The organism is Streptomyces sp. NPDC048436 (assembly GCF_043200355.1).
Classification (GTDB): Bacteria; Actinomycetota; Actinomycetes; order Streptomycetales; family Streptomycetaceae; genus Streptomyces.
This window is the reverse complement of sequence record NZ_JBICXP010000004.1, coordinates 508,113-527,262: the sequence shown is the minus strand read 5'-3', so window position 1 is coordinate 527,262 and position 19,150 is coordinate 508,113. Positions and strand designations below refer to the sequence as shown.

General features: G+C 68.6%; 17 protein-coding genes and 1 riboswitch. Of the genes, 5 read left to right on the top strand and 12 right to left on the bottom strand.

Features of this window, described 5'->3' with window-relative positions; all coding sequences use genetic code 11:
• Positions 1-9: 9 nt before the first annotated feature.
• From ACGFX9_RS17230 to ACGFX9_RS17185, 10 genes are all read right to left on the bottom strand, one after another.
• The gene (locus tag ACGFX9_RS17230) at positions 10-702 is read right to left on the bottom strand and encodes a trimeric intracellular cation channel family protein (protein ID WP_393471814.1); all 693 of its coding nucleotides are present in this window, start codon (positions 700-702) and stop codon (positions 10-12) included.
• Between the two features lie 56 nt (positions 703-758).
• The gene (locus ACGFX9_RS17225; RefSeq protein WP_393471811.1) at positions 759-2,150 is read right to left on the bottom strand and encodes a M1 family metallopeptidase; all 1,392 of its coding nucleotides are present in this window, start codon (positions 2,148-2,150) and stop codon (positions 759-761) included.
• 109 nt (positions 2,151-2,259) lie between these two features.
• Complete coding sequence (locus tag ACGFX9_RS17220) at positions 2,260-3,474, bottom strand: ABC transporter ATP-binding protein (RefSeq protein WP_393472499.1); 1,215 nt, start codon at positions 3,472-3,474, stop codon at positions 2,260-2,262.
• Between the two features lie 23 nt (positions 3,475-3,497).
• On the bottom strand, positions 3,498-4,604 hold the full coding sequence (locus ACGFX9_RS17215) for an ABC transporter ATP-binding protein (protein ID WP_393471807.1): 1,107 nt from the start codon (positions 4,602-4,604) through the stop codon (positions 3,498-3,500).
• Positions 4,601-5,602: an ABC transporter permease gene (locus ACGFX9_RS17210; RefSeq protein WP_393472496.1), complete on the bottom strand. Its 1,002-nt coding sequence runs from the start codon at positions 5,600-5,602 to the stop codon at positions 4,601-4,603. The genes ACGFX9_RS17215 and ACGFX9_RS17210 overlap by 4 nt, the downstream gene beginning before the upstream one ends.
• A gap of 117 nt (positions 5,603-5,719) precedes the next feature.
• The gene (locus ACGFX9_RS17205) at positions 5,720-7,489 is read right to left on the bottom strand and encodes an ABC transporter substrate-binding protein (protein ID WP_393471803.1); all 1,770 of its coding nucleotides are present in this window, start codon (positions 7,487-7,489) and stop codon (positions 5,720-5,722) included.
• A 103-nt stretch (positions 7,490-7,592) separates the two neighbouring features.
• Positions 7,593-8,597 (bottom strand): ABC transporter permease, encoded by a 1,005-nt coding sequence (locus ACGFX9_RS17200; RefSeq protein ID WP_393471800.1) that lies wholly within the window; start codon positions 8,595-8,597, stop codon positions 7,593-7,595.
• A 362-nt stretch (positions 8,598-8,959) separates the two neighbouring features.
• A complete protein-coding gene (locus tag ACGFX9_RS17195; RefSeq protein WP_393471797.1) occupies positions 8,960-9,733 on the bottom strand; it encodes an enhanced serine sensitivity protein SseB C-terminal domain-containing protein in 774 nt (257 codons plus the stop codon).
• A gap of 125 nt (positions 9,734-9,858) precedes the next feature.
• Positions 9,859-10,662, bottom strand: a complete 804-nt coding sequence (locus tag ACGFX9_RS17190; protein ID WP_393471795.1) for an enhanced serine sensitivity protein SseB — start codon at positions 10,660-10,662, stop codon at positions 9,859-9,861.
• Between the two features lie 60 nt (positions 10,663-10,722).
• On the bottom strand, positions 10,723-11,397 hold the full coding sequence (locus ACGFX9_RS17185) for an AAA family ATPase (protein ID WP_393472493.1): 675 nt from the start codon (positions 11,395-11,397) through the stop codon (positions 10,723-10,725).
• Between the two features lie 153 nt (positions 11,398-11,550).
• Positions 11,551-11,656, top strand: a riboswitch (glycine riboswitch).
• Positions 11,657-11,812: 156 nt separating this feature from the next.
• On the opposite strand from ACGFX9_RS17185, the gene gcvT reads away from it, so the two are divergent.
• From gcvT to ACGFX9_RS17160, 5 genes are all read left to right on the top strand, one after another.
• A complete protein-coding gene (gene gcvT / locus ACGFX9_RS17180; protein ID WP_393471792.1) occupies positions 11,813-12,937 on the top strand; it encodes a glycine cleavage system aminomethyltransferase GcvT in 1,125 nt (374 codons plus the stop codon).
• Between the two features lie 58 nt (positions 12,938-12,995).
• On the top strand, positions 12,996-13,373 hold the full coding sequence (gcvH, locus tag ACGFX9_RS17175; protein WP_127909572.1) for a glycine cleavage system protein GcvH: 378 nt from the start codon (positions 12,996-12,998) through the stop codon (positions 13,371-13,373).
• A gap of 11 nt (positions 13,374-13,384) precedes the next feature.
• On the top strand, positions 13,385-14,644 hold the full coding sequence (gene glyA / locus ACGFX9_RS17170) for a serine hydroxymethyltransferase (protein WP_393471789.1): 1,260 nt from the start codon (positions 13,385-13,387) through the stop codon (positions 14,642-14,644).
• A gap of 158 nt (positions 14,645-14,802) precedes the next feature.
• Entirely contained in the window at positions 14,803-16,188 is a 1,386-nt protein-coding gene (locus ACGFX9_RS17165; RefSeq protein WP_393472490.1) for an L-serine ammonia-lyase, read from the top strand.
• An 88-nt stretch (positions 16,189-16,276) separates the two neighbouring features.
• On the top strand, positions 16,277-16,489 hold the full coding sequence (locus ACGFX9_RS17160; RefSeq protein ID WP_371527050.1) for an EF-hand domain-containing protein: 213 nt from the start codon (positions 16,277-16,279) through the stop codon (positions 16,487-16,489).
• A gap of 65 nt (positions 16,490-16,554) precedes the next feature.
• On the opposite strand, the gene ACGFX9_RS17155 is transcribed toward ACGFX9_RS17160, so the two are convergent.
• Positions 16,555-17,346 (bottom strand): ABC transporter ATP-binding protein, encoded by a 792-nt coding sequence (locus ACGFX9_RS17155; protein ID WP_393471786.1) that lies wholly within the window; start codon positions 17,344-17,346, stop codon positions 16,555-16,557.
• Positions 17,343-19,109: a 2-isopropylmalate synthase gene (leuA, locus tag ACGFX9_RS17150; RefSeq protein ID WP_393471783.1), complete on the bottom strand. Its 1,767-nt coding sequence runs from the start codon at positions 19,107-19,109 to the stop codon at positions 17,343-17,345. Before leuA ends, ACGFX9_RS17155 begins: the two co-directional genes overlap by 4 nt.
• Between the last annotated feature and the right edge of the window lie 41 nt (positions 19,110-19,150).

Below are 19,150 nucleotides of genomic sequence, written 5' to 3'. Positions count from 1 at the left end.
AACAAGAAATTACTGAGCGGTAGCTTTTCCTGCCGAGCCCGGGTCCTCCACCTCCACCGCGGTCGACCGCCGGTGCCAGGCCCGCGGTGCCCGCCAGTGGTAGTGCATCGCGAGCAGGCGCAGGACGAAGGCCGTGATCACGGCGAGGGTGCTGGTGAAACCGTTCACCATGTCGTACTTGATGCAGAGCGCGACCATCGCGGAGCCGACGATCGCGGGCACCGCGTACAGGTCCCGGTCCCAGCGCACCAGCGAGGGCACCTCGTTGGCGATCACGTCACGCAGCACACCGCCGCCCACCGCTGTGGCGAGCCCCAGGGCCGCCGACGCGGTCAGGCCGAGGCCGTAGTCGTACGCCTTGGTCGTGCCCGTGACGCAGAAGAGACCGAGGCCCGCCGCGTCGAAGACGTTCACCGCGAGCTGGGTGCGCTCCACCTCGGGGTGCAGGAAGAACACGAGCAGGGCGGCGAAGAGCGGGGTGATGAAGTAGCCGAGATCCGTGAAGGCGGCCGGCGGCACCGCCCCGATGACCACGTCACGGATGAGTCCTCCGCCCAGCGCGGTGACCTCGGCGAGCACGGCGATGCCGAAGACGTCGAAGTTCTTGCGTACGGCGAGCAGCGCACCGGAGATCGCGAAAACGAAGATCCCGACGATGTCGAGCGCGTGCTGGACGGAGGGACTGAACAGATCCTGGATCACGCGACATTCTTACCTGTCGGCCGGTGAGGGCCACTACGGGCCCGGCGCGACCACGCCTACAGCGCGGGCTTCCCCTTCGTGAACAGCCAGGTCTGGAAGAGGCTGTCCAGCTGCTTGCCCGAGATCTTCTCGGCGAGCTTGATGAAGTCGGCGGTGTCCGCGTTCCCGTACCGGTTCTGCGCGGTCCACGCCGGAAGCAGCTTGAAGAACGCCTTGTCGCCGATGCGCTCGCGCAGGACCTGGAGCGTCATCGCGCCGCGCTGGTAGACGGCGGACGCGAACATCGTGTCGCGCTGCGGGTCGCCGACGACCGTCTGCCAGAAGGCCGAGTCCGCGGGCCGCGAGTTGTAGCCCGCGAGGAAGGCGTCATGGGCGGACTGAGTGCCCTTGTGCTCGGTCCACAGCCACTGCGAGTACGTCGCGAAGCCCTCGTTGAGCCAGATGTCCTTCCACCTGTCGACCGAGACGGAGTCGCCGAACCACTGGTGGGCCAGTTCGTGGGCGATGGTCGACTCGCTGCGGATCGCCGAGTAGACCGGCTTGGTCTGGGTCTCGAGCGAGAAGCCCGCCTGCGGCATGTCGTCGACGATCGCGCCGGTCTCCTCGAAGGGATAGGGCCCGAAGATCTCCGACCAGTAGTCGGTGACCGCGGCCGTGACGCCGTACACGTCGACGTTGTTGCTGTTCTGCAGTACGGGGTCGATGGCCACGTAGATCGGGGTGCCGGCCGGGGTCTTGCCGGTCTTCACGTCGAACTTGCCGATGGTGGCGGTCGCGAGATAAGTCGCCATGGGCTTGGTCTCGCGCCAGTGGGCGACGGTCTGGCCGCCCTTGTCATAGGTGTCGACGAGACGGCCGTTGGAGACGCCTGTCAGGCCCTTGGGGGCCTTGATGCGGATGTCGAAGGCGGCCTTGTCCATCGGGTGGTCGCTGGAGGGGAACCACGTCGAGGCGGCGTTGGGCTCACAGGCCACGAAGACGCCGTCGGTGGTCTTCATCCAGCCGTAGTCGGAGCCGAAGACGATGGGGCCGCTCAGCGGCTCGGGCACACCGCCGTAGGTGACGGTCACGGTGAACTTCTTGTTCTTGTGCAGGGCGTCGCGCGGGCTGATGCGTATCTCGTCACCGTCGCGCGTGAACTTGGCCCGTCTGCCGTTCACATCGATTCGGGTCACCTCCAGCTTCTGGAGGTCGAGGTCGAAGGAGGAGAGGTTCTGGGTGGCTCTCGCGGTGATGGTGGTGCGGCCGTCGAGACGGTCGGTGTCGGGGTTGTACGCCACGTCGAGGCCGTAGTGGCTTACGTCGAAACCGCCGTTGCCGAGCTGCGGGAAGTACGTGTCGCCGACGCCGGGCGAACCGGGGTGCGGTGCGGGTGCGGCGGCTATCAAGCAGAAGGAGGCGACGGCGGTGGCCAGCGCCCCCAGACGTGCCGAACGGGAGAGTGCCATGAGTCATCCCTTAGCGCGTGTTCCGAATGAGACGGACACGCAGACTCTGCACTCTCCCGTATGGGCGTGTACATGACTTGGCGTCTGATTTTTGCCAAGTCATCAGGCGCTACAGGTCAGTTGACTCCTGACCCTTTGCCTCCGCTTCCGGAGCGCCCTTGGAAGCAGCCTTGGAAACCGCCGGTGCGGACTCCTCCGCCGCTTCCTCCGCCGCTTCCTCCGCAGCCGTCTCCTCCGCCTTGCTCACCACCGTCACGACCTCGATCGCCTCCTTGGCGACCTGCAGCAGCGTGGTGTCGCCCGGCGCCTGGTCGTCGGCGTTCTCCGGGTGGTGGCAGGCCACCTGGTGGCCCGTGGCGAGGGTGAGCAGCGGCGGCTCCGTCTTCGCGCAGAGCTCCGTCGCCTTCCAGCAGCGCGTGTGGAAACGGCAGCCGGTCGGCGGGTCGATCGGGGACGGCACGTCGCCCTTGAGCAGGATGCGCTCGCTCTTGGTGCCGCGCCGCTTGGGGTCCGGCACCGGCACCGCGGACAGGAGCGCCTTGGTGTACGGGTGCATCGGCGTGGAGTAGAGGTCCTTGCGGTCCGCCAGCTCCACGATCTTGCCGAGGTACATCACCGCGATGCGGTCCGACACGTGCCGGATGACCGAGAGGTCGTGCGCGATGATCACGTACGTGAGACCGAGCTCGTCCTGGAGGTCGTCCAGGAGGTTGACCACCTGGGCCTGGATGGAGACGTCCAGGGCGGAGACGGGCTCGTCGGCCACGACCAGCTTGGGCCGCAGGGCAAGCGCACGCGCGATGCCGATGCGCTGGCGCTGACCACCGGAGAACTCGTGCGGGTAGCGGTTGTAGTGCTCGGGGCTGAGCCCCACCCGCTCCAGCATCTCCTGCACGTGCTTGCGCAGACCGCCCTCGGGCTTGACGCCCTGGAGCTTGAACGGCGCCCCGACGATCGTGCCGATGGTGTGCCGGGGGTTCAGCGACGAGTACGGGTCCTGGAAGATCATCTGCACGTCGCGGCGCAGCGGCCGCATCTTGCCGACACTCAGGTGCGTGATGTCCACACCCTCGAACTCGACGCGACCCGCGGTCGGTTCGAGCAGCCGGGTGATCAGACGGCCCATCGTCGACTTGCCGCAGCCCGACTCGCCCACGACGCCGAGCGTCTCACCGGGGCGTACGTCGAAGCTGAGGCCGTCGACGGCCTGCACCGCCGCCACCTGGCGCTGGAGCAGCCCCTTCTTGATGGGGAAGTGCTTCACCAGGCCGTCGACCTTGAGCAGCGGCTCGGGTGAGCTCTTCGGCTGCGCCGGGATCGTCATCTCCTGGCCCTTCACGTCGTCGTTCACAGCTTCGGCGCAATCTCTTCGGTCCAGATCCGGGTGCGCTCGTCCTGCGACATGTGGCAGGCGGTGAAGTGACCCGAGGCGACCTCGTGCAGGTCGGGACGCTCGCGGCGGGTGATCTGGTCCTTGGGGATGTCGGCGTAGGGGCAGCGCGGGTTGAAGGCGCAGCCCGAGGGGAGGTTGATCAGGCTGGGCGGGGAGCCCTTGACCGGGATGAGCCGGTCGGTCTCCTCGCGGTCGATGCGCGGCATCGACCCCAACAGGCCCCAGGTATAGGGGTGCTGGGGCTCGTAGAAGACCTTCTCGGCGGTGCCGCGCTCGACGCAGCGCCCGCCGTACATCACGAGCAGCTCGTCCGCCATCTCGGCGACCACGCCCAGGTCGTGCGTGATCATGATGACCGCGGAGCCGAACTCCTTCTGCAGATCCCGGATGAGGTCGAGGATCTGCGCCTGGACGGTGACGTCAAGGGCGGTCGTCGGCTCGTCCGCGATGAGCAGTTCGGGGTTGTTCACCAGGGCCATCGCGATCATCGCGCGCTGGCGCATACCGCCCGAGAACTCGTGCGGGTAGCTGTCGACCCGCTTGTCCGGCTGGGGGATGCCCACCCGGTCGAGCATCTCGATGGCGCGCTTGCGGGCGGCCTTCTTGTCCACGTCGTTGTGGACCCGGTACGCCTCCATGATCTGCTTGCCGATGGAGTAGTACGGGTGCAGCGCCGACAGCGGGTCCTGGAAGATCATCGCCATGTCGCGGCCACGCAGCTTGCGTACGGCGTTGGGGTCCGCGCTCAGCAGCTCGGTGCCGTTCAGCCAGATCTCGCCGGAGAGCCGCGGCTTGCGGCTGCCGTACTGCCCCGCGGTGTGCAGGCCGAGGATGCCGAGCGAGGTGACCGACTTGCCGGAGCCGGACTCGCCGACGATGCCGAGGGTCTTGCCCTTCTCCAGCTGGAAGCTGAGCCCGTCGACGGACTTGACGATGCCGTCGTCCGTCGGGAAGTGCACCTTGAGGTCACGGACTTCGAGGAAGGCGGTGGGAGCGACCGAGTCGGCTGTGACGTCGGTGGGCTCTCCGACCGCCGCTCCGGTCTTGTGCAGTTCGGTCATCCCAGCCTCACTCGCGGGTCGATGACGGCGTACAGAAGGTCGACGACGAGGTTGGCGAGGGCGATCGCGAGCGACGCGCACAAGGTGACGCCGAGGATCACCGGCAGGTCCTTGTTGCTGATGGCCTTGACCGCCTCCAGGCCCAGTCCCGGCAGGTTGAAGGTGGATTCGGTGAGGACGGCGCCGCCCATGAGCACGCCCAGGTCGAGGCCGAAGACCGTGAGGATCGGCGTCATGGCTGAGCGCAGCGCGTGCCGTCTGATGACGGTGGCCTCGCCGAGCCCCTTGGCGCGCGCGGTGCGGATGTAGTCCTCGCCGAGCACCTCCAGCATGGTGGCGCGGGTGAGCCGGGCGTACATCGCGGCGTTGAGGAACGCGAGCACGATCCACGGCAAGATCAGCGTCTCGATCCAGATGTTGATCGGATCGTCCGTGGTGAGGGTGTCCTCGATCTTCACCCAGCCAAGCGTGTGGACGAAGAGCCCCATCGCGATCATGCCGGTGAAGAAGACCGGCAGCGAGACGCCGCCGAGGGCGGTGATCATCGCGGAGCGGTCCCAGATGGTGCCCCGCTTGAGCGCGGAGAGCACACCGGTGGCGACACCGGCGATCAGCCACAGCACACAGGCGCCGGCGGCGAGCGCGGCGGTGACGGGCAGGGCGTCCTTGAGGGTCTCCCAGACCGGTGCCTCGGTACGGAAGGAGTATCCGAAGCAGGGGGCCGGGCAGTGGGTGACGTCGGCCCCGTTGGCGTAGTCACGGCCCATCGGGATGCCCTTGACGAACTCCCAGAACTGGACGAGCAGCGGGTCGTCGAGACCCAGTTTGATCCGGATGCCCGCGAGCTGCTCGGCACCGGACGACTTCCCGGCGAAGAGGACGGCGATGTCCTGTCCCGCCCATTTGGGCAGCATGTAGAAGACGGTGAAGGTCGCGAGCAGTACGACCAGCACCATGACGACAACGGCGATCAGGCGCCGGATGAGATAAGCAAGCACTGTGCGCGGCCCGGCGGTGGCCGGGACCCCCTCGTGAGGGGTCCCGGCCACCGCCCGAGGCCATCACCTGCCCTTCGGACTGGCGGGATTCGGCGGTGGGACTGCCTTGCGGCAGGACTACTTCTTGTCGGTCACACCGAGCGAGACGTAGTCGTAACGGCCGCTGTAGGCGGCGGAGGAGTAGACGTTGGTCGCCCGCGGTCCGCGCCAGGTGATGTTCTTCTCGTAGAGGAAGGGCATCCAGTACGCCTTGTCCACGATCTCGTGCGCCAGATCGGTGTAGATCTCACCGGCCTTGGTCGGGTCGACCTCGGCGATCGCGTCGTCGAAGTACTTGTCGATCTTCGGCTCGTCGATCTGCGACTCGTTGTAGTTGCCGTTCTCCGCGATGAAGCGGCTGTCGAACAGCGGCTGCGCGTAGCCCTGACCGGTCGGGAAGTCCGGACCCCAGCCCGCCATCGTCATGCCGATGCCGCGCTTCTTCACCACCGAGGGAGAGCCGGTGATGCTGGAGGAGTCGGCGCCATCGATCTGGTCGACCTCGGCGTTGATGTTGACCTTCTTCAGCTGCTCCTGGAGCGCCGTGGCGGCGTCCACCTCGCCCGGCTGGTTGGTGCGGGCCGAGAGCTTCGTCGAGAAGCCGCCCGGCTTGCCGCACTCCTTGAGCTGTTCCTTGGCCTTGGCGACGTCCGGCTTGCCCTTGCGCTTCAGGATGCCGTACGGGTCGTAGTCGTCGTTGCCCTTGATCGACTTCGGGAAGACGTTGGTGGCGATGTCACCGGCGGCGATCGGGCCACCACGGGTCTTCTGCAGGCTCGCGAAGTCCGTGGCGTAGAAGACGGCCTTGCGGCAGGCCACGTTGTCGAACGGCTTCGTCTTGGTCACCAGGGCGACGTAACGGACGAAGTCCGTCGCCATGTTGTCGACGTTGCCCTTGTGGTCCTGAATGGCGGTGGTACGACCCGACTGGGTCATGCCGGTGCCATTCATGTCGATGTCGTAGTCGCCTTCCATCAGGCGCTTGTCGTTCTCTTCGAGGTTCGCCGAGATGGTGACCGAGATCTTGTCCGGCAGGGCGGGACGGACCGGGTCCGACGACTTCTTCCAGTTCGGGTTGCGCACCAGGGTGATGCTCTTGCCCGCGCTGTAGTTCTGGAACTTGTACGGACCGGAGGAGAAGGGGCGCTGGGTGTACTTGGCGCCGGTGTCCTCGGACTGCTTGACCGGGGTGCCCGACGGCATCGCGAGCATCTGCTCGAAGTCGCCGTTCTTCTTGGGCAGCTTGAAGACGATGGTGTTGTCGTCCGGCGTCTCGACCGCCTTCAGGCCCAGCTTGTCCTTCGACTTGTCGTCGTAGGGACCCTTGTACTCGCCCTTGGGGTCGAGCGTGGTCTTCAGGTACGAGGGACCACCGGTGATGACCTTGGTCGCCCAGATGCGCTCGATGCCGTACTTGATGTCCTTGGAGGTCAGCTTGGAGCCGTCCTCCCACGTCAGACCATCACGCAGCTTGTACGTGTAGGTCTTGCCGTCGTCGCTGATCTTCGCCGTGGACTCGGCGAGGTCGGGGACGAGCTTGTTGGACGCGGCACCCGGCTTGGTGTCGTACGTGACCAGCGTGCGGGTGTAGTACCGCATGAAGTCCCACGTCATGCCGTAGTACGCGCGCTGCGGGTCGGCGGAGTCAAGGTCCTGCTTCGCGATGAACTTGAGCGTGCCGCCCTTCTTCGTCGACGCGTTGGCGACCTTGCCGATGCCCGCGTTGTAGCCGGGGCCCTTGCTGTCGTCGTCGTCGCTGCCGCCGCCGCACGCCGTGGTGGTCACCAGCGCCGCCACGACGAGGGCCGCACCGGCGGTCAACCGTCGTTTAGAGGAACCTGTGGGCATTTCTCGCATCCTCCGAGATTCGCGGTCCTTGGCTTTTGACTGCCTCAAGGACCATGGGAAGAGCCACCTGACGCTGCGGCAGGGGCAAGTCAGTTGGAGCTGTTTACCGAGTTCCCTTGGGGTCCAGGGCGTCGCGCAGCCCGTCACCGAAGAGGTTGAAGGCAAGCACGGTCACGAAGATCGCCAGGCCGGGGAAGACCATGAACATCGGATCGTGCTCGTACGTCGCGAGCGCGTCCCGGAGCATGCCGCCCCAGGAGGCCGTCGGCGGGCGTACACCTGCGCCGAGGAAGCTGAGGGCCGCTTCGGTGAGGATGTTGGTGGGGATCATGAGCGTCGCGTACACGGTGATCGGAGCGACCAGGTTCGGCAGCAACTCACGGAAGAGGATGTGCCGCTGACCGCCACCGAGGCTGCGGGCCGCTTCGACGTACTCACGTTCGCGCAAGCTGAGGGTCTGGCCTCTGACGATGCGCCCGACGTAGGGCCAGCCGAAGAAACCGATCACCAGGATCAGTACGGCGATGCGTACGCCGCTGCCGGTGAGCCCGAGCAGATCGTCGGGCAGGACCGAGACCAGGGAGATCACGAAGAGCAGCTGCGGGAAGGCGAGCAGCACGTCCATGACCCGGCTGATCAGTGCGTCGATCCAGCCGCCGAAGTAACCGGCGATGATGCCGAAGAAGGTGCCGAGCACCACGGCGACCACGGCTGCGAGGAACGCCACGAGGAGCGAGATCCTGGCGCCGTAGACGATGCGGCTGAAGACGTCGCGGCCCTTGTTGGGCTCGACTCCGAAGAGGAAGTCGCCGCTGACGCCGCCGAACGCGCCCTTGGGCAGGTTCGTCAGGTCCTCCAACTCGTCCTGGTGGAACTCGTTGGGCGGGTGGCCGAGCAGGGAGACGATCAGGGGCGCGAAGACGGCGACCAGGACCAGGACGATCACGGTGATGCCGCCGGCCAGGGCGACCTTGTCCCGCTTCAGGCGGTTCCAGGCGATCTGCTTGAGGGACCGCCCCTCGACCTTCTTCACCCCTGCATCAACTGCGGGAGCGACGTCCGCTGTCGGGTCCGCGTCCGCAGGTGTGTCATGCAATGGTGCCGTCATCGTGGCAGGGACCCCTCTCAACCGGTGGTGACCGGCCCGCACTTGTCGCTGTAGCGATGTGATCAGTCCGTCGTACACAGGGGCGAAGCGCCCCTGGTGCGGGAGTCTTCATCGGGGTCGCGATCTGTTACCAGACTTGACGGGGAATGGATGCGCAACCGTGATGCTGATCGAGGTGTTCCGTTATCCGGACGCGGGTGAACGAGGGGCGAACACGGGGCAGTTGGGGTGCAAGGTGTCACGGGAGCCCATAGGACCCCTCCACCATCAGAACGGACATCGTGGCCGTCAGGGCAGGTATACGAGCCGCGGCGGCCGGTTCACGACCGCTTCGGAGCCGCTCCGGGGCGCTTCGGAGCCGCTCAGTACTGCGCGGGGTAGCCGTATCCGCCCGCGGGCGCCGGGGCCGGCTGGGCTTCGCGGTCGTAGAACGGGCGGGCGTTGCCGCGCAGCCACATGGCCACCGGGTCGTACGCGTCGGACATGGCGACCGTCGACACCGGGAGGCCCTCGGGGACGGCGGCGATCGACTGCTGCATCATCGTGCGCACCGCGTCGACCGAGGGCGGTGACGTGTCGTACACATCGAGTCCGATGGCCAGATACGGGGCACCGAGCGCCGGCTGCACCCAGGCGCGGCGCAGCGCCCGGACCGCGGGGGTGCGGTGCGCGTTCTGCGTGAGCAGGGCGTAGAACTGCGGGATCTCGATGGCGGGCTCGGTGAGCCGCAGCGGTCCCGCGGGCATCAGGTCGAGGCCCGACGCGATGCGCCGCAGGTCGAGCCAGGGGATGCCGACGCCTCCGCCGGGCGCGTGCGGGTTGAGCCAGAGGCCGTAGTGGTCGGGGTAGAGGGTGCGGGAGATGTCCTGTCCGGCGACCACTTCGTACGAGCGGTTCCAGCCACTGGCGGAGAGCTCCTGGGCGGAGGTCACGCACGGCGCGTAGCCGAGGCCCTCGACCTCCATGTTGCCGTACTGGGCGTCGGGGGATCCGGCCTGGCCGTGCCAGAGCAGCATCCACACCTGGTCGGCGGCGAGCGCCCGCAGGAGCGCCTCATAGGCGTCGTAGCGCCCCGGCGTCACCTGGCGCAGCATGTGCTCGACCTGCCCGGCCGCAGCCGTGCCCGACGCACTCACCCTTAACCGCCCCTTCGCGATGACCCGCTGACCCGGTGGAACTCCGGCTCATGAAACCAGCTTAAGCGGCGATCCTGACACCGACTTGACGTACGGCACCCTCACACACGTACCCGCGCATGTCCTTACACATGGCCGTGCTCGCGGCCCGGGCTCTGTCCGAAGAAGGGCCGGACCCGCTCGCGCATCCAGTCGCCGACCGGGTCCTGGGCGACATCGAGCAGCACCAGGTTCACCGGCCAGGCCACCGGGGCGTGGCCGAGCGCACGGCCCACGGCCTCCATCGGCAGCTCGCGCGCGTTGCCCTCCCAGGAGGTCAGTTCGACGCCGATGAACAGGGTCGGCTCGTCGTTCTCGACGCTCGCCAGGCAGCGGCGGGCGCTCAGGACGACCCCCGTGGCCTCGAACTCACGGGCCGCGGCGGACAGGAAGTCCACCGGGTCGTGCTGCCAGTCCGGTTCGTAGAGGCGGACCCGGCCGCCGCTCGCGGGACCGTCGAGCGGGGTGCGTCCGGCCCGGCAGAGCTCGGCGACGGCGGGCGGCGGCAGCGGTACGCCGACCGTGCCGTCCGGATTGACCGCGATGCCGAGCTGCGGGGGCAGGCCGCGCGCGAACTCCACGGCGGGTGCCACCGTGCGGTCCATGCGGCCGCCGGTGGCCTGCTGGAACTGCTGCTCGGAGCTGAAGACGGGGACGTACGCCTGGCCGTCGATCTCCAGCGTGGGCAGGTCGAGGGTGCCGCTGTCCGGGGTGCCGCCGTTCGGCAGCGGGATCCAGAGGTGGCTGCGGCCGAGCACCTCGACGATGCGGGCCCCCGCGGACGCCTGAGGCGCACCGGGTGTGCCCAGGGATGCCGCGAGCACCTCTTCGAGTTCGTTGCCCGGCCATCCTCCGTAGGGATGGGCGTGCGCCTGCGCCGGAAAGTCCATCTGTCCTACCCCTGCTCTGTCCCGCTCTGCCTGCGGCACGACCCTAGCGCGGCGGGCAAGTCAGTTCTCGAAGCCGATCCCCCGCAGCACGCCCGCCGCCGTCCGGTCGAGCAGCACCGCCGAGCCGCAGCCGCGCGGCAGATCGCCCCGCTCGGCGGCGCCGACGAGGCGGCCGACCGTCCTGCGGTGACGCGCGAAGGCGTAGCGCGACACACCGCGCCCGCGCTCCACCTGGCCCTCCATGGCGGTGTCCGGCGGCACGTCGAGAAGGAGCAGATGCAGGGTCGTGCCGCGCCGCACGGCCTCGCGGGCCAGCCAGCGGCGCACCCAGGCCTGGGTGCCGCAGTCGTGCACGACGACGCTCTCACCGGAGCGCAGGGCGCGGCGCAGGCCCGCGTAGTGCGCGAGACGGACGAGGGGGCGGTAGACCGCGTACGGCAGGAGGCGCGGCATGCGCAGGGCCCAGCGGTCGCGGGTGTCCTGGGAGTCGATGCGCGGGCCCGTCACGGCTCTGCGCATCAGCGTGGACTTGCCGCTGCCGGGCAGCCCGGAGACAACGACCAGATCGCCCTCGCCGAACGTCAGCCGGTGCGGGCTGTGGCCGGTCCGCTGCCTGAGGTCCCGGACTATGGCCGTGGGCAGGGGGCCGCAGCTCTCCCTGGCGGGGGCGGCGGCCTGTTTGGGCAGGGCCACCCCTGTGTTGGTCGCGTAGACACTGGTCCTGCGCACCGTGATCGGCCTCCCCATAGCGGTCACGTACCTGCTTCCCGCAGCTTCTCCGGCAAGTGTAAAGAGAAGGTAATGCGGCACAAGGGCATTACTCGACTGGCACTGCCCTGTGACGCAGCCGCGTGCAATGATGTGCGCGCAAACTCCATACAGGCCGTTTGAATCCGCGCGGGAGAGTTCCCGGTGACCGTCGTACGACGTTCCGGGGCGCCGAAGGAGCAAGTCCCTCCCTTGAATCTCTCAGGCCCCGTACCGCGCGGGCGAGGCACATCTGAAAAGCGGGCCGCCCCGGCGGCTCCACCCAAGGTGCAAGTCATGGCCTCCTGTACGAGACGTACGGACAGGTCGTGGTGAACCTCTCAGGTTCCGATGACAGATGGGGAGGATCGACCTCGCCCGTCATGCCCTGGGAGTTCCACATATGAGTACCGCCCCCCGTCTGACAGCCCTTGATGCCGTGCATCGGGCGCTCGGCGCGACCATGACCGACTTCGCGGGCTGGGACATGCCGCTGCGCTACGGCAGCGAGCGCGACGAGCACATCGCCGTACGCACCAAGGCCGGTCTCTTCGACCTCTCCCACATGGGCGAGATCACGGTCACAGGACCCGAGGCCGTGGACTTCCTGAACTTCTCGCTCGTCGGCAACATCGGCTCCGTCGGTGTCGGCCGCGCCCGCTACACGATGATCTGTGACGCGGACGGCGGGATCCTGGACGACCTGATCGTCTACCGCCTCGGTGAGACCGAGTACATGGTGGTCGCCAACGCCTCCAATGCCCAGACGGTCCTGGACGAGCTGACCGGCCGCTCCGGGGCGTTCGACGCCGAGGTCCGCGACGACCGCGACGCGTACGCCCTGCTCGCCGTCCAGGGCCCCGAGTCCCCCGGCATCCTGAAGTCACTCACGGACGCCGACCTGGACGGCCTGAAGTACTACGCGGGCCTGCCCGGCACGGTCGCGGGCGTGCCCGCGCTGATCGCCCGCACCGGCTACACCGGCGAGGACGGCTTCGAGCTCTTCGTCGCCCCCGGTGACGCCGAGAAGCTCTGGAACGCGCTGATGGAGGCGGGCGAGCCCGTCGGTCTGGTCCCGGCCGGGCTCTCCTGCCGCGACACGCTCCGTCTGGAAGCGGGCATGCCGCTGTACGGGCACGAGCTGACCGCCGGTCTCACGCCCTTCGACGCGGGCCTCGGGCGGGTCGTGAAGTTCGAGAAGACCTCGCGGTCCGATGACTTCGTGGGGCGCGCGGCGCTCGCGGCCGCCGCCGAGCGCGCCGAGACCGCTCCCCCGCGCAAGCTGGTGGGCCTGATCGCCGAGGGCCGGCGCATCCCGCGTGCGGGCTTCCCGGTGGTCGCCGACGGCGAGGTCATCGGCGAGGTCACCTCCGGCGCCCCCTCGCCGACGCTGGGCAAGCCGATCGCCATGGCGTACGTCGACGCGGCGCACGCGGCTCCCGGTACCGAGGGGGTCGGCGTCGACATCCGCGGCACGCACGAGCCGTACGAGGTCGTGGCGCTGCCGTTCTACAAGCGCCAGAAGTGACACCCCGCACAACCGCCTCGTCCATCAGCACTCCCCCGCGTACAGGAGAATTCAGGTCATGAGCAACCCCCAGCAGCTGCGTTACAGCAAGGAGCACGAGTGGCTGTCGGACGCCCAGGAGGGCGTCTCGACGGTCGGCATCACGGAGCACGCGGCCAACGCGCTCGGTGACGTCGTCTTCGTGCAGCTCCCGGAGGTCGGCGACACGGTGACCGCGGGCGAGACCTGCGGCGAGCTGGAGTCGACCAAGTCGGTCAGCGACCTGTACTCGCCGGTGACCGGTGAGGTCGTCGAGGCCAACCAGGACGTCGTGGACGACCCGTCGCTGGTGAACTCCGCGCCGTTCGAGGGCGGTTGGCTCTTCAAGGTCCGGACCACGGAGGAGCCGAAAGACCTGCTCTCCGCGGACGAGTACACCGAGTTCTCCGGCAGCTAAGGATCTCCCCGATGTCGCTTCTCAACACCCCTCTCCACGAGCTGGACCCGGATGTCGCCGCCGCCGTCGACGCCGAGCTCCACCGCCAGCAGTCCACCCTGGAAATGATCGCGTCGGAGAACTTCGCTCCGGTCGCCGTCATGGAGGCCCAGGGCACGGTCCTCACCAACAAGTACGCCGAGGGCTACCCGGGCCGCCGCTACTACGGTGGCTGTGAGCACGTCGACGTCGCCGAGCAGATCGCGATCGACCGGGTCAAGGAGCTGTTCGGCGCCGAGTACGCCAACGTCCAGCCGCACTCCGGCGCCTCCGCCAACCAGGCCGCCCTCTTCGCGATCGCCAAGCCCGGCGACACGATCCTCGGCCTGGACCTCGCGCACGGCGGCCACCTCACCCACGGCATGCGCCTGAACTTCTCCGGCAAGCAGTTCAACGTGGTCCCCTACCACGTGGACGAGGCCGGTCTGGTCGACATGGCCGAGGTCGAGCGCCTGGCGAAGGAGAACAGCCCCAAGGTCATCATCGCGGGCTGGTCCGCCTACCCGCGTCAGCTGGACTTCGCCGAGTTCCGCCGGATCGCCGACGAGGTCGGCGCGTACCTGTGGGTCGACATGGCGCACTTCGCCGGGCTCGTCGCCGCCGGTCTGCACCCGAACCCGGTGCCGTTCGCGGACGTGGTCACCTCCACCACGCACAAGACGCTGGGCGGCCCGCGCGGCGGCATCATCCTGGCCCGCAGCAAGGAGTTCGCGAAGAAGCTGAACTCCGCGGTCTTCCCCGGCTTCCAGGGCGGCCCGCTCGAGCACGTGATCGCGGCCAAGGCCGTGTCCTTCAAGGTCGCGGCCTCCGAGGAGTTCAAGGAGCGCCAGCAGCGCACCCTGGACGGCGCCCGCATCCTGGCCGAGCGCCTGGTGCAGGACGACGCGAAGGCTGTCGGCGTGGACGTCCTGTCCGGCGGCACGGACGTGCACCTGGTCCTGGTGGACCTGCGCAACTCCGAGCTCGACGGCCAGCAGGCCGAGGACCGTCTCCACGAGGTCGGCATCACGGTCAACCGCAACGCGGTCCCGAACGACCCGCGTCCCCCGATGGTCACCTCGGGCCTGCGGATCGGCACCCCGGCGCTCGCCACCCGCGGCTTCCAGGATGACGACTTCCGTGAGGTCGCCGACATCATCGCCGAGGCGCTGAAGCCGGGCTTCGACGCGGAGTCGCTCAAGACCCGCGTCTCGGCCTTGGCAGCGAAGCACCCGCTGTACCCCAACCTGTAGCATTTTCGTACGCTTTCCTTCGTACGATTCTTCGGGGCACCGCGCACACTGGACAGTGACGACAGTGAGTGCGGTGCCCCGGCTCATGCCCCGCTTTCGTAGTTCTCTGCACCACCCCGGCAGACAACGGCGTCTACCAACCACCATTGGAGTTTCTCGTGGCCCTCTCGGTCTTCGACCTGTTCTCGATCGGCATCGGCCCGTCCAGCTCTCACACGGTGGGGCCTATGCGCGCCGCCCGTATCTTCGCCGGCCGCCTCAAGAACGAGGGCCTGATGGCCCACACCACCGCGATACGGGCCGAGCTCTACGGCTCGCTCGGCGCGACGGGACACGGCCACGGCACCCCCAAGGCGGTCCTTCTCGGCCTGGAGGGCGAGTCCCCGCGCTCGGTCGACGTCGAGTTCGCCGACGAGCGGATCGAGCAGATCAAGCGCACCGGCCGCCTCAGCCTCCTCGGCATGCACGAGATCGCCTTCGACTTCGACGAGGACCTGGTCCTGCACCGTCGCAAGGCCCTGCCGTACCACGCCAACGGCATGACGATCTTCGCGTACGACCAAGAGGGCGCCCTCGTCCTGGAGAAGACGTACTACTCCGTGGGCGGCGGCTTCGTCGTCGACGACGACGCAGTGGCCGGCGAAAACCCGATCGTGCCGGACGACACAGTCCTCAAGCACCCCTTCCGCACCGGTGACGAGCTGCTGCGCCTCGCCAAGGAGACCGGCCTCTCCATCTCCGCGCTGATGCTGGAGAACGAGAAGGCGTGGCGCACCGAGGAGGAGATCCGCTCGGGGCTGCTCGACATCTGGGGCGTGATGCAGTCCTGCGTGTCCCGCGGCATGTCCCGCGAGGGCATCCTGCCGGGCGGCCTCAAGGTCCGCCGCCGCGCGGCCAACTCGGCCCGCCAGCTGCGCGCCGAGGGCGATCCGCAGGCGCGCGCCATGGAGTGGATCACGCTCTACGCGATGGCCGTGAACGAGGAGAACGCCGCGGGCGGCCGGGTCGTGACCGCCCCGACGAACGGCGCGGCGGGCATCATCCCGGCGGTCCTGCACTACTACATGAACTTCGTGGCCGGGGGCTCCTCCCAGGAGGAAAGGGAGGACGGCGTGGTCCGCTTCCTCCTCGCGGCCGGCGCGATCGGCATGCTCTTCAAGGAGAACGCCTCCATCTCCGGCGCCGAGGTCGGCTGCCAGGGCGAGGTCGGCTCCGCCTGCTCGATGGCGGCGGGCGCCTTCGCCGAGGTGCTCGGCGGCAGCCCCGAGCAGGTCGAGAACGCCGCCGAGATCGGCATGGAGCACAACCTCGGCCTGACCTGCGATCCGGTCGGCGGCCTCGTCCAGATCCCGTGCATCGAGCGCAACGGCATGGCGGCGGTGAAGGCCGTGACTGCGGCGAAGATGGCGATGCGGGGCGACGGCAGCCACAAGGTGTCCCTCGACAAGGTCATCAAGACCATGAAGGAGACCGGCGCCGACATGAGCGTGAAGTACAAGGAGACGGCGCGCGGCGGGCTCGCGGTGAACATCATCGAATGCTGAGGCCATGGGCGTACTCCTTGTGATCCCGCCCCCCGGACGGCCGATACCCTGACCCACGTCAGTAGTGCACCAAGAAGGGGTGGATCCGGTGGCGGACATCGAGGAAGCGCGCAGGACGTTCGAGCAGTTCGACGCGGACGGCGACGGCTTCATCACGGCGGCCGAGTGGAAGTCGGCCATGGCGAAGATGGGGGACTTCTACGTCACCGAGACGGTGGCCGAGGCCGTGATCGGCACGAAGGACACCGACAAGGACAAGCGTCTCTCCTTCGACGAGTTCTGGGCGAGCCTGAACAAGTAGCGGGACACGAGCCACGTACGCGGAAGGGGCCCGGCACGCGCGAGCGCCGGGCCCCTTCCGCGTACTCAGCGGGGTCGCCGCGCGGCCCGCACGCTCCACCGCCCCTCCGTACGTTCGAGCCGTACCGGATGGTCGAAGCATTTGCTGACCTGATCACTGGTCAGTACGTCGTCCACGGCGCCGGAGGCGAGCGCGCGCCCCTCGCGCAGCAGCAGCGCGTGTGTCGTACCGGCCGGGAGTTCCTCCAGGTGGTGCGTGACCAGGACTGTGGCGAGTTCGGGGTGGGTCTCGCGCAGAGTGTCCAGGCTGTCCAGGAGGCGTTCGCGGCCTACGAGGTCGAGGCCGGTGGCCGGTTCGTCGAGCAGGAGGAGCCGCGGTCTCGGCATCAGCGAGCGCGCGATGAGCGTCCGGCCGCGTTCGCCCTGGGAGAGCGTGGGCCAGCGGGCGTCCGTGCGGTGGGCGAGGCCGAGCATCGCGATCAGAGCGTCGGCCTGTTCCTCCTGCTCAGGCGTGGGGCGCCAACGGGGCACCGGTTCCACGCTGTTGGTGAGCCCGGTCAGAACGACGTCGCGAACCCGCAGGGGTGAGCGGAGCAAATGGCGCGGGTTCACGTGTCCGACGTACGCGCGCAGTTCGCGCAGGTCGACACTGCCCAGGCGGCGGCCGAGCACCTCGACCGTGCCGCGCGTGGGATGGGTGACCGCGCCGCAGAGGCTGAGCAGGGTCGACTTTCCGGCGCCGTTCGGGCCGAGCAGCGCCCAGTGTTCGCCGGGGCGGACGGTGAGGGTGACCTCTTCGAGGATGGGGCGGCCCTCGCGGACGACGGTGACGTCGTCCGCGTGCAGGACGGGGGTCACCGGGCGACCGCCGCCCGGTTCACTGCCGCGAGCACCGCCTGCACGGAGGCGGTCAGGACCGAGGTGTCCAGGCCCGCTCCCCAGCGGACGACACCGCCCACCCGGCACTCCGCGTACGCGACGGCCTCGCTGGTGCCGCCCTCCCCGGTGGCGTGCTCGGAGTAGTCCAGGATGTCGACGGCGATCCCGGCGGCGGCCAGCGCCTCGACGAATGCGGACAGCGGACCGTTGCCCGCTCCTTCGAAGTCCCCTGCCCTGTCACCGACTTGGAGCGTGCAGATGAAGCGGTGGGCGCCGTCCGGGGCGCGGTCGGTGGTCCAGGAGATCAGCTCCACGTCGCCGCCGCCCTCCCCCGGCGCGACGTACGTCGCGCGGAACAGTTCGTACAGCTCCTTGGCGCTCGCCTCCTGACCGCTGTCGTCGGTGGCCTCCTGCACGACGCGCGAGAAGTCGGGGCGCATGCGCTGCGGCAGGTCGAGTCCGTGCCGGGTCCGCAGCAGATACGCCATTCCGCCCTTGCCCGACTGGGAGTTGACGCGGATGACGGCCTCGTAGGTGCGTCCGATGTCGACGGGATCGATGGGCAGATACGGCACGTCCCACGGCGCCTCGCTCTCCGGCAGCCCCAACTCGGCTGCCCGGCGGGCGTGATGGGCGAATCCCTTGCTGATGGCGTCCTGGTGGGTGCCGGAGAATGCGGTGTGGACGAGGTCGCCGGCGTAGGGGTGGCGGGGATGCACGGGGAGCCGATTGCAGTGCTCGACGACCTCGCGTACGGCGTCGATGTCGGAGAAGTCGACCATGGGGTCGACGCCTTGGGCGTGCAGGTTGAGGGCGAGGGTCACCAGATCCACGTTGCCGGTGCGCTCGCCGTTGCCGAAGAGGCAGCCCTCGACGCGCTGGGCCCCGGCCAGGACGGCGAGTTCGGCGCAGGCCACGCCGGTGCCGCGGTCGTTGTGCGGGTGGACGGAGAGGATGACGGAGTCGCGCCGGGAGAGGTTCTGGTGCAGGTACTCGATCTGGTCGGCGTAAACGTTCGGGGTCGCGATCTCGACGGTCACCGGCAGGTTGTGGGTGACGGGACGGCCGGGACTCGCGTCCCACAACTCGGTGAGTCCGTCGCAGAGTTCGAGTACGTAGCCGGGCTCGGTCAGGTTGAAGGTCTCCGGCGAGAACTGGAACCGGATGTCCGCGCCGGGCCGCGCGTCGGCCAGCCGGGCCATGTGGGTGGCGGCTTCCGTGACGACGTCGCGCACTTGTGCTCGCGACCGCCCGAGCACCACGTCGCGCCAGACGGGCGAGGTGGGGATGTAGAGATGGACGACGGCGCGGGGCAGTCCCTCGATCGACGCGAAGGTGCGGTCGATGAGTTCGGGCTTGGCGGGCGTGAAGACGACAATGCTCACGTCCTCGGGGATTCCGCCGCTCGCGCTGAGGGCCGCGAGATCGCGTACGAAGTCGAAGTCCGCGCGGCTGGCCGACGGATAGCCGACCTCGATCTCCTTGAACCCCATCGAGACCAGCAGGTCGAAGAAGCGGCGCTTGCGACCGGGGTCCATCGGCTCGGCGAGCGCCTGATTGCCGTCGCGCAGGTCGACGGGGACCCAGAGGGGGGCGCGCTCGATGCGGGCGGAGGGCCAGCTCCGGTCCGGGGGCGAGGGCACATCGACCCGGTCCTGGTAGGGGCGGTAGCGGTGGGAGGGCATCGCGCTGGGGCGCTGGGGATTCCACGGGTACGGGTGGGGGTACGCAGGGGAGTTCATGGAGCTGCCTCTCGGCTCGGTCGATTCGCCGACCGGCAGCA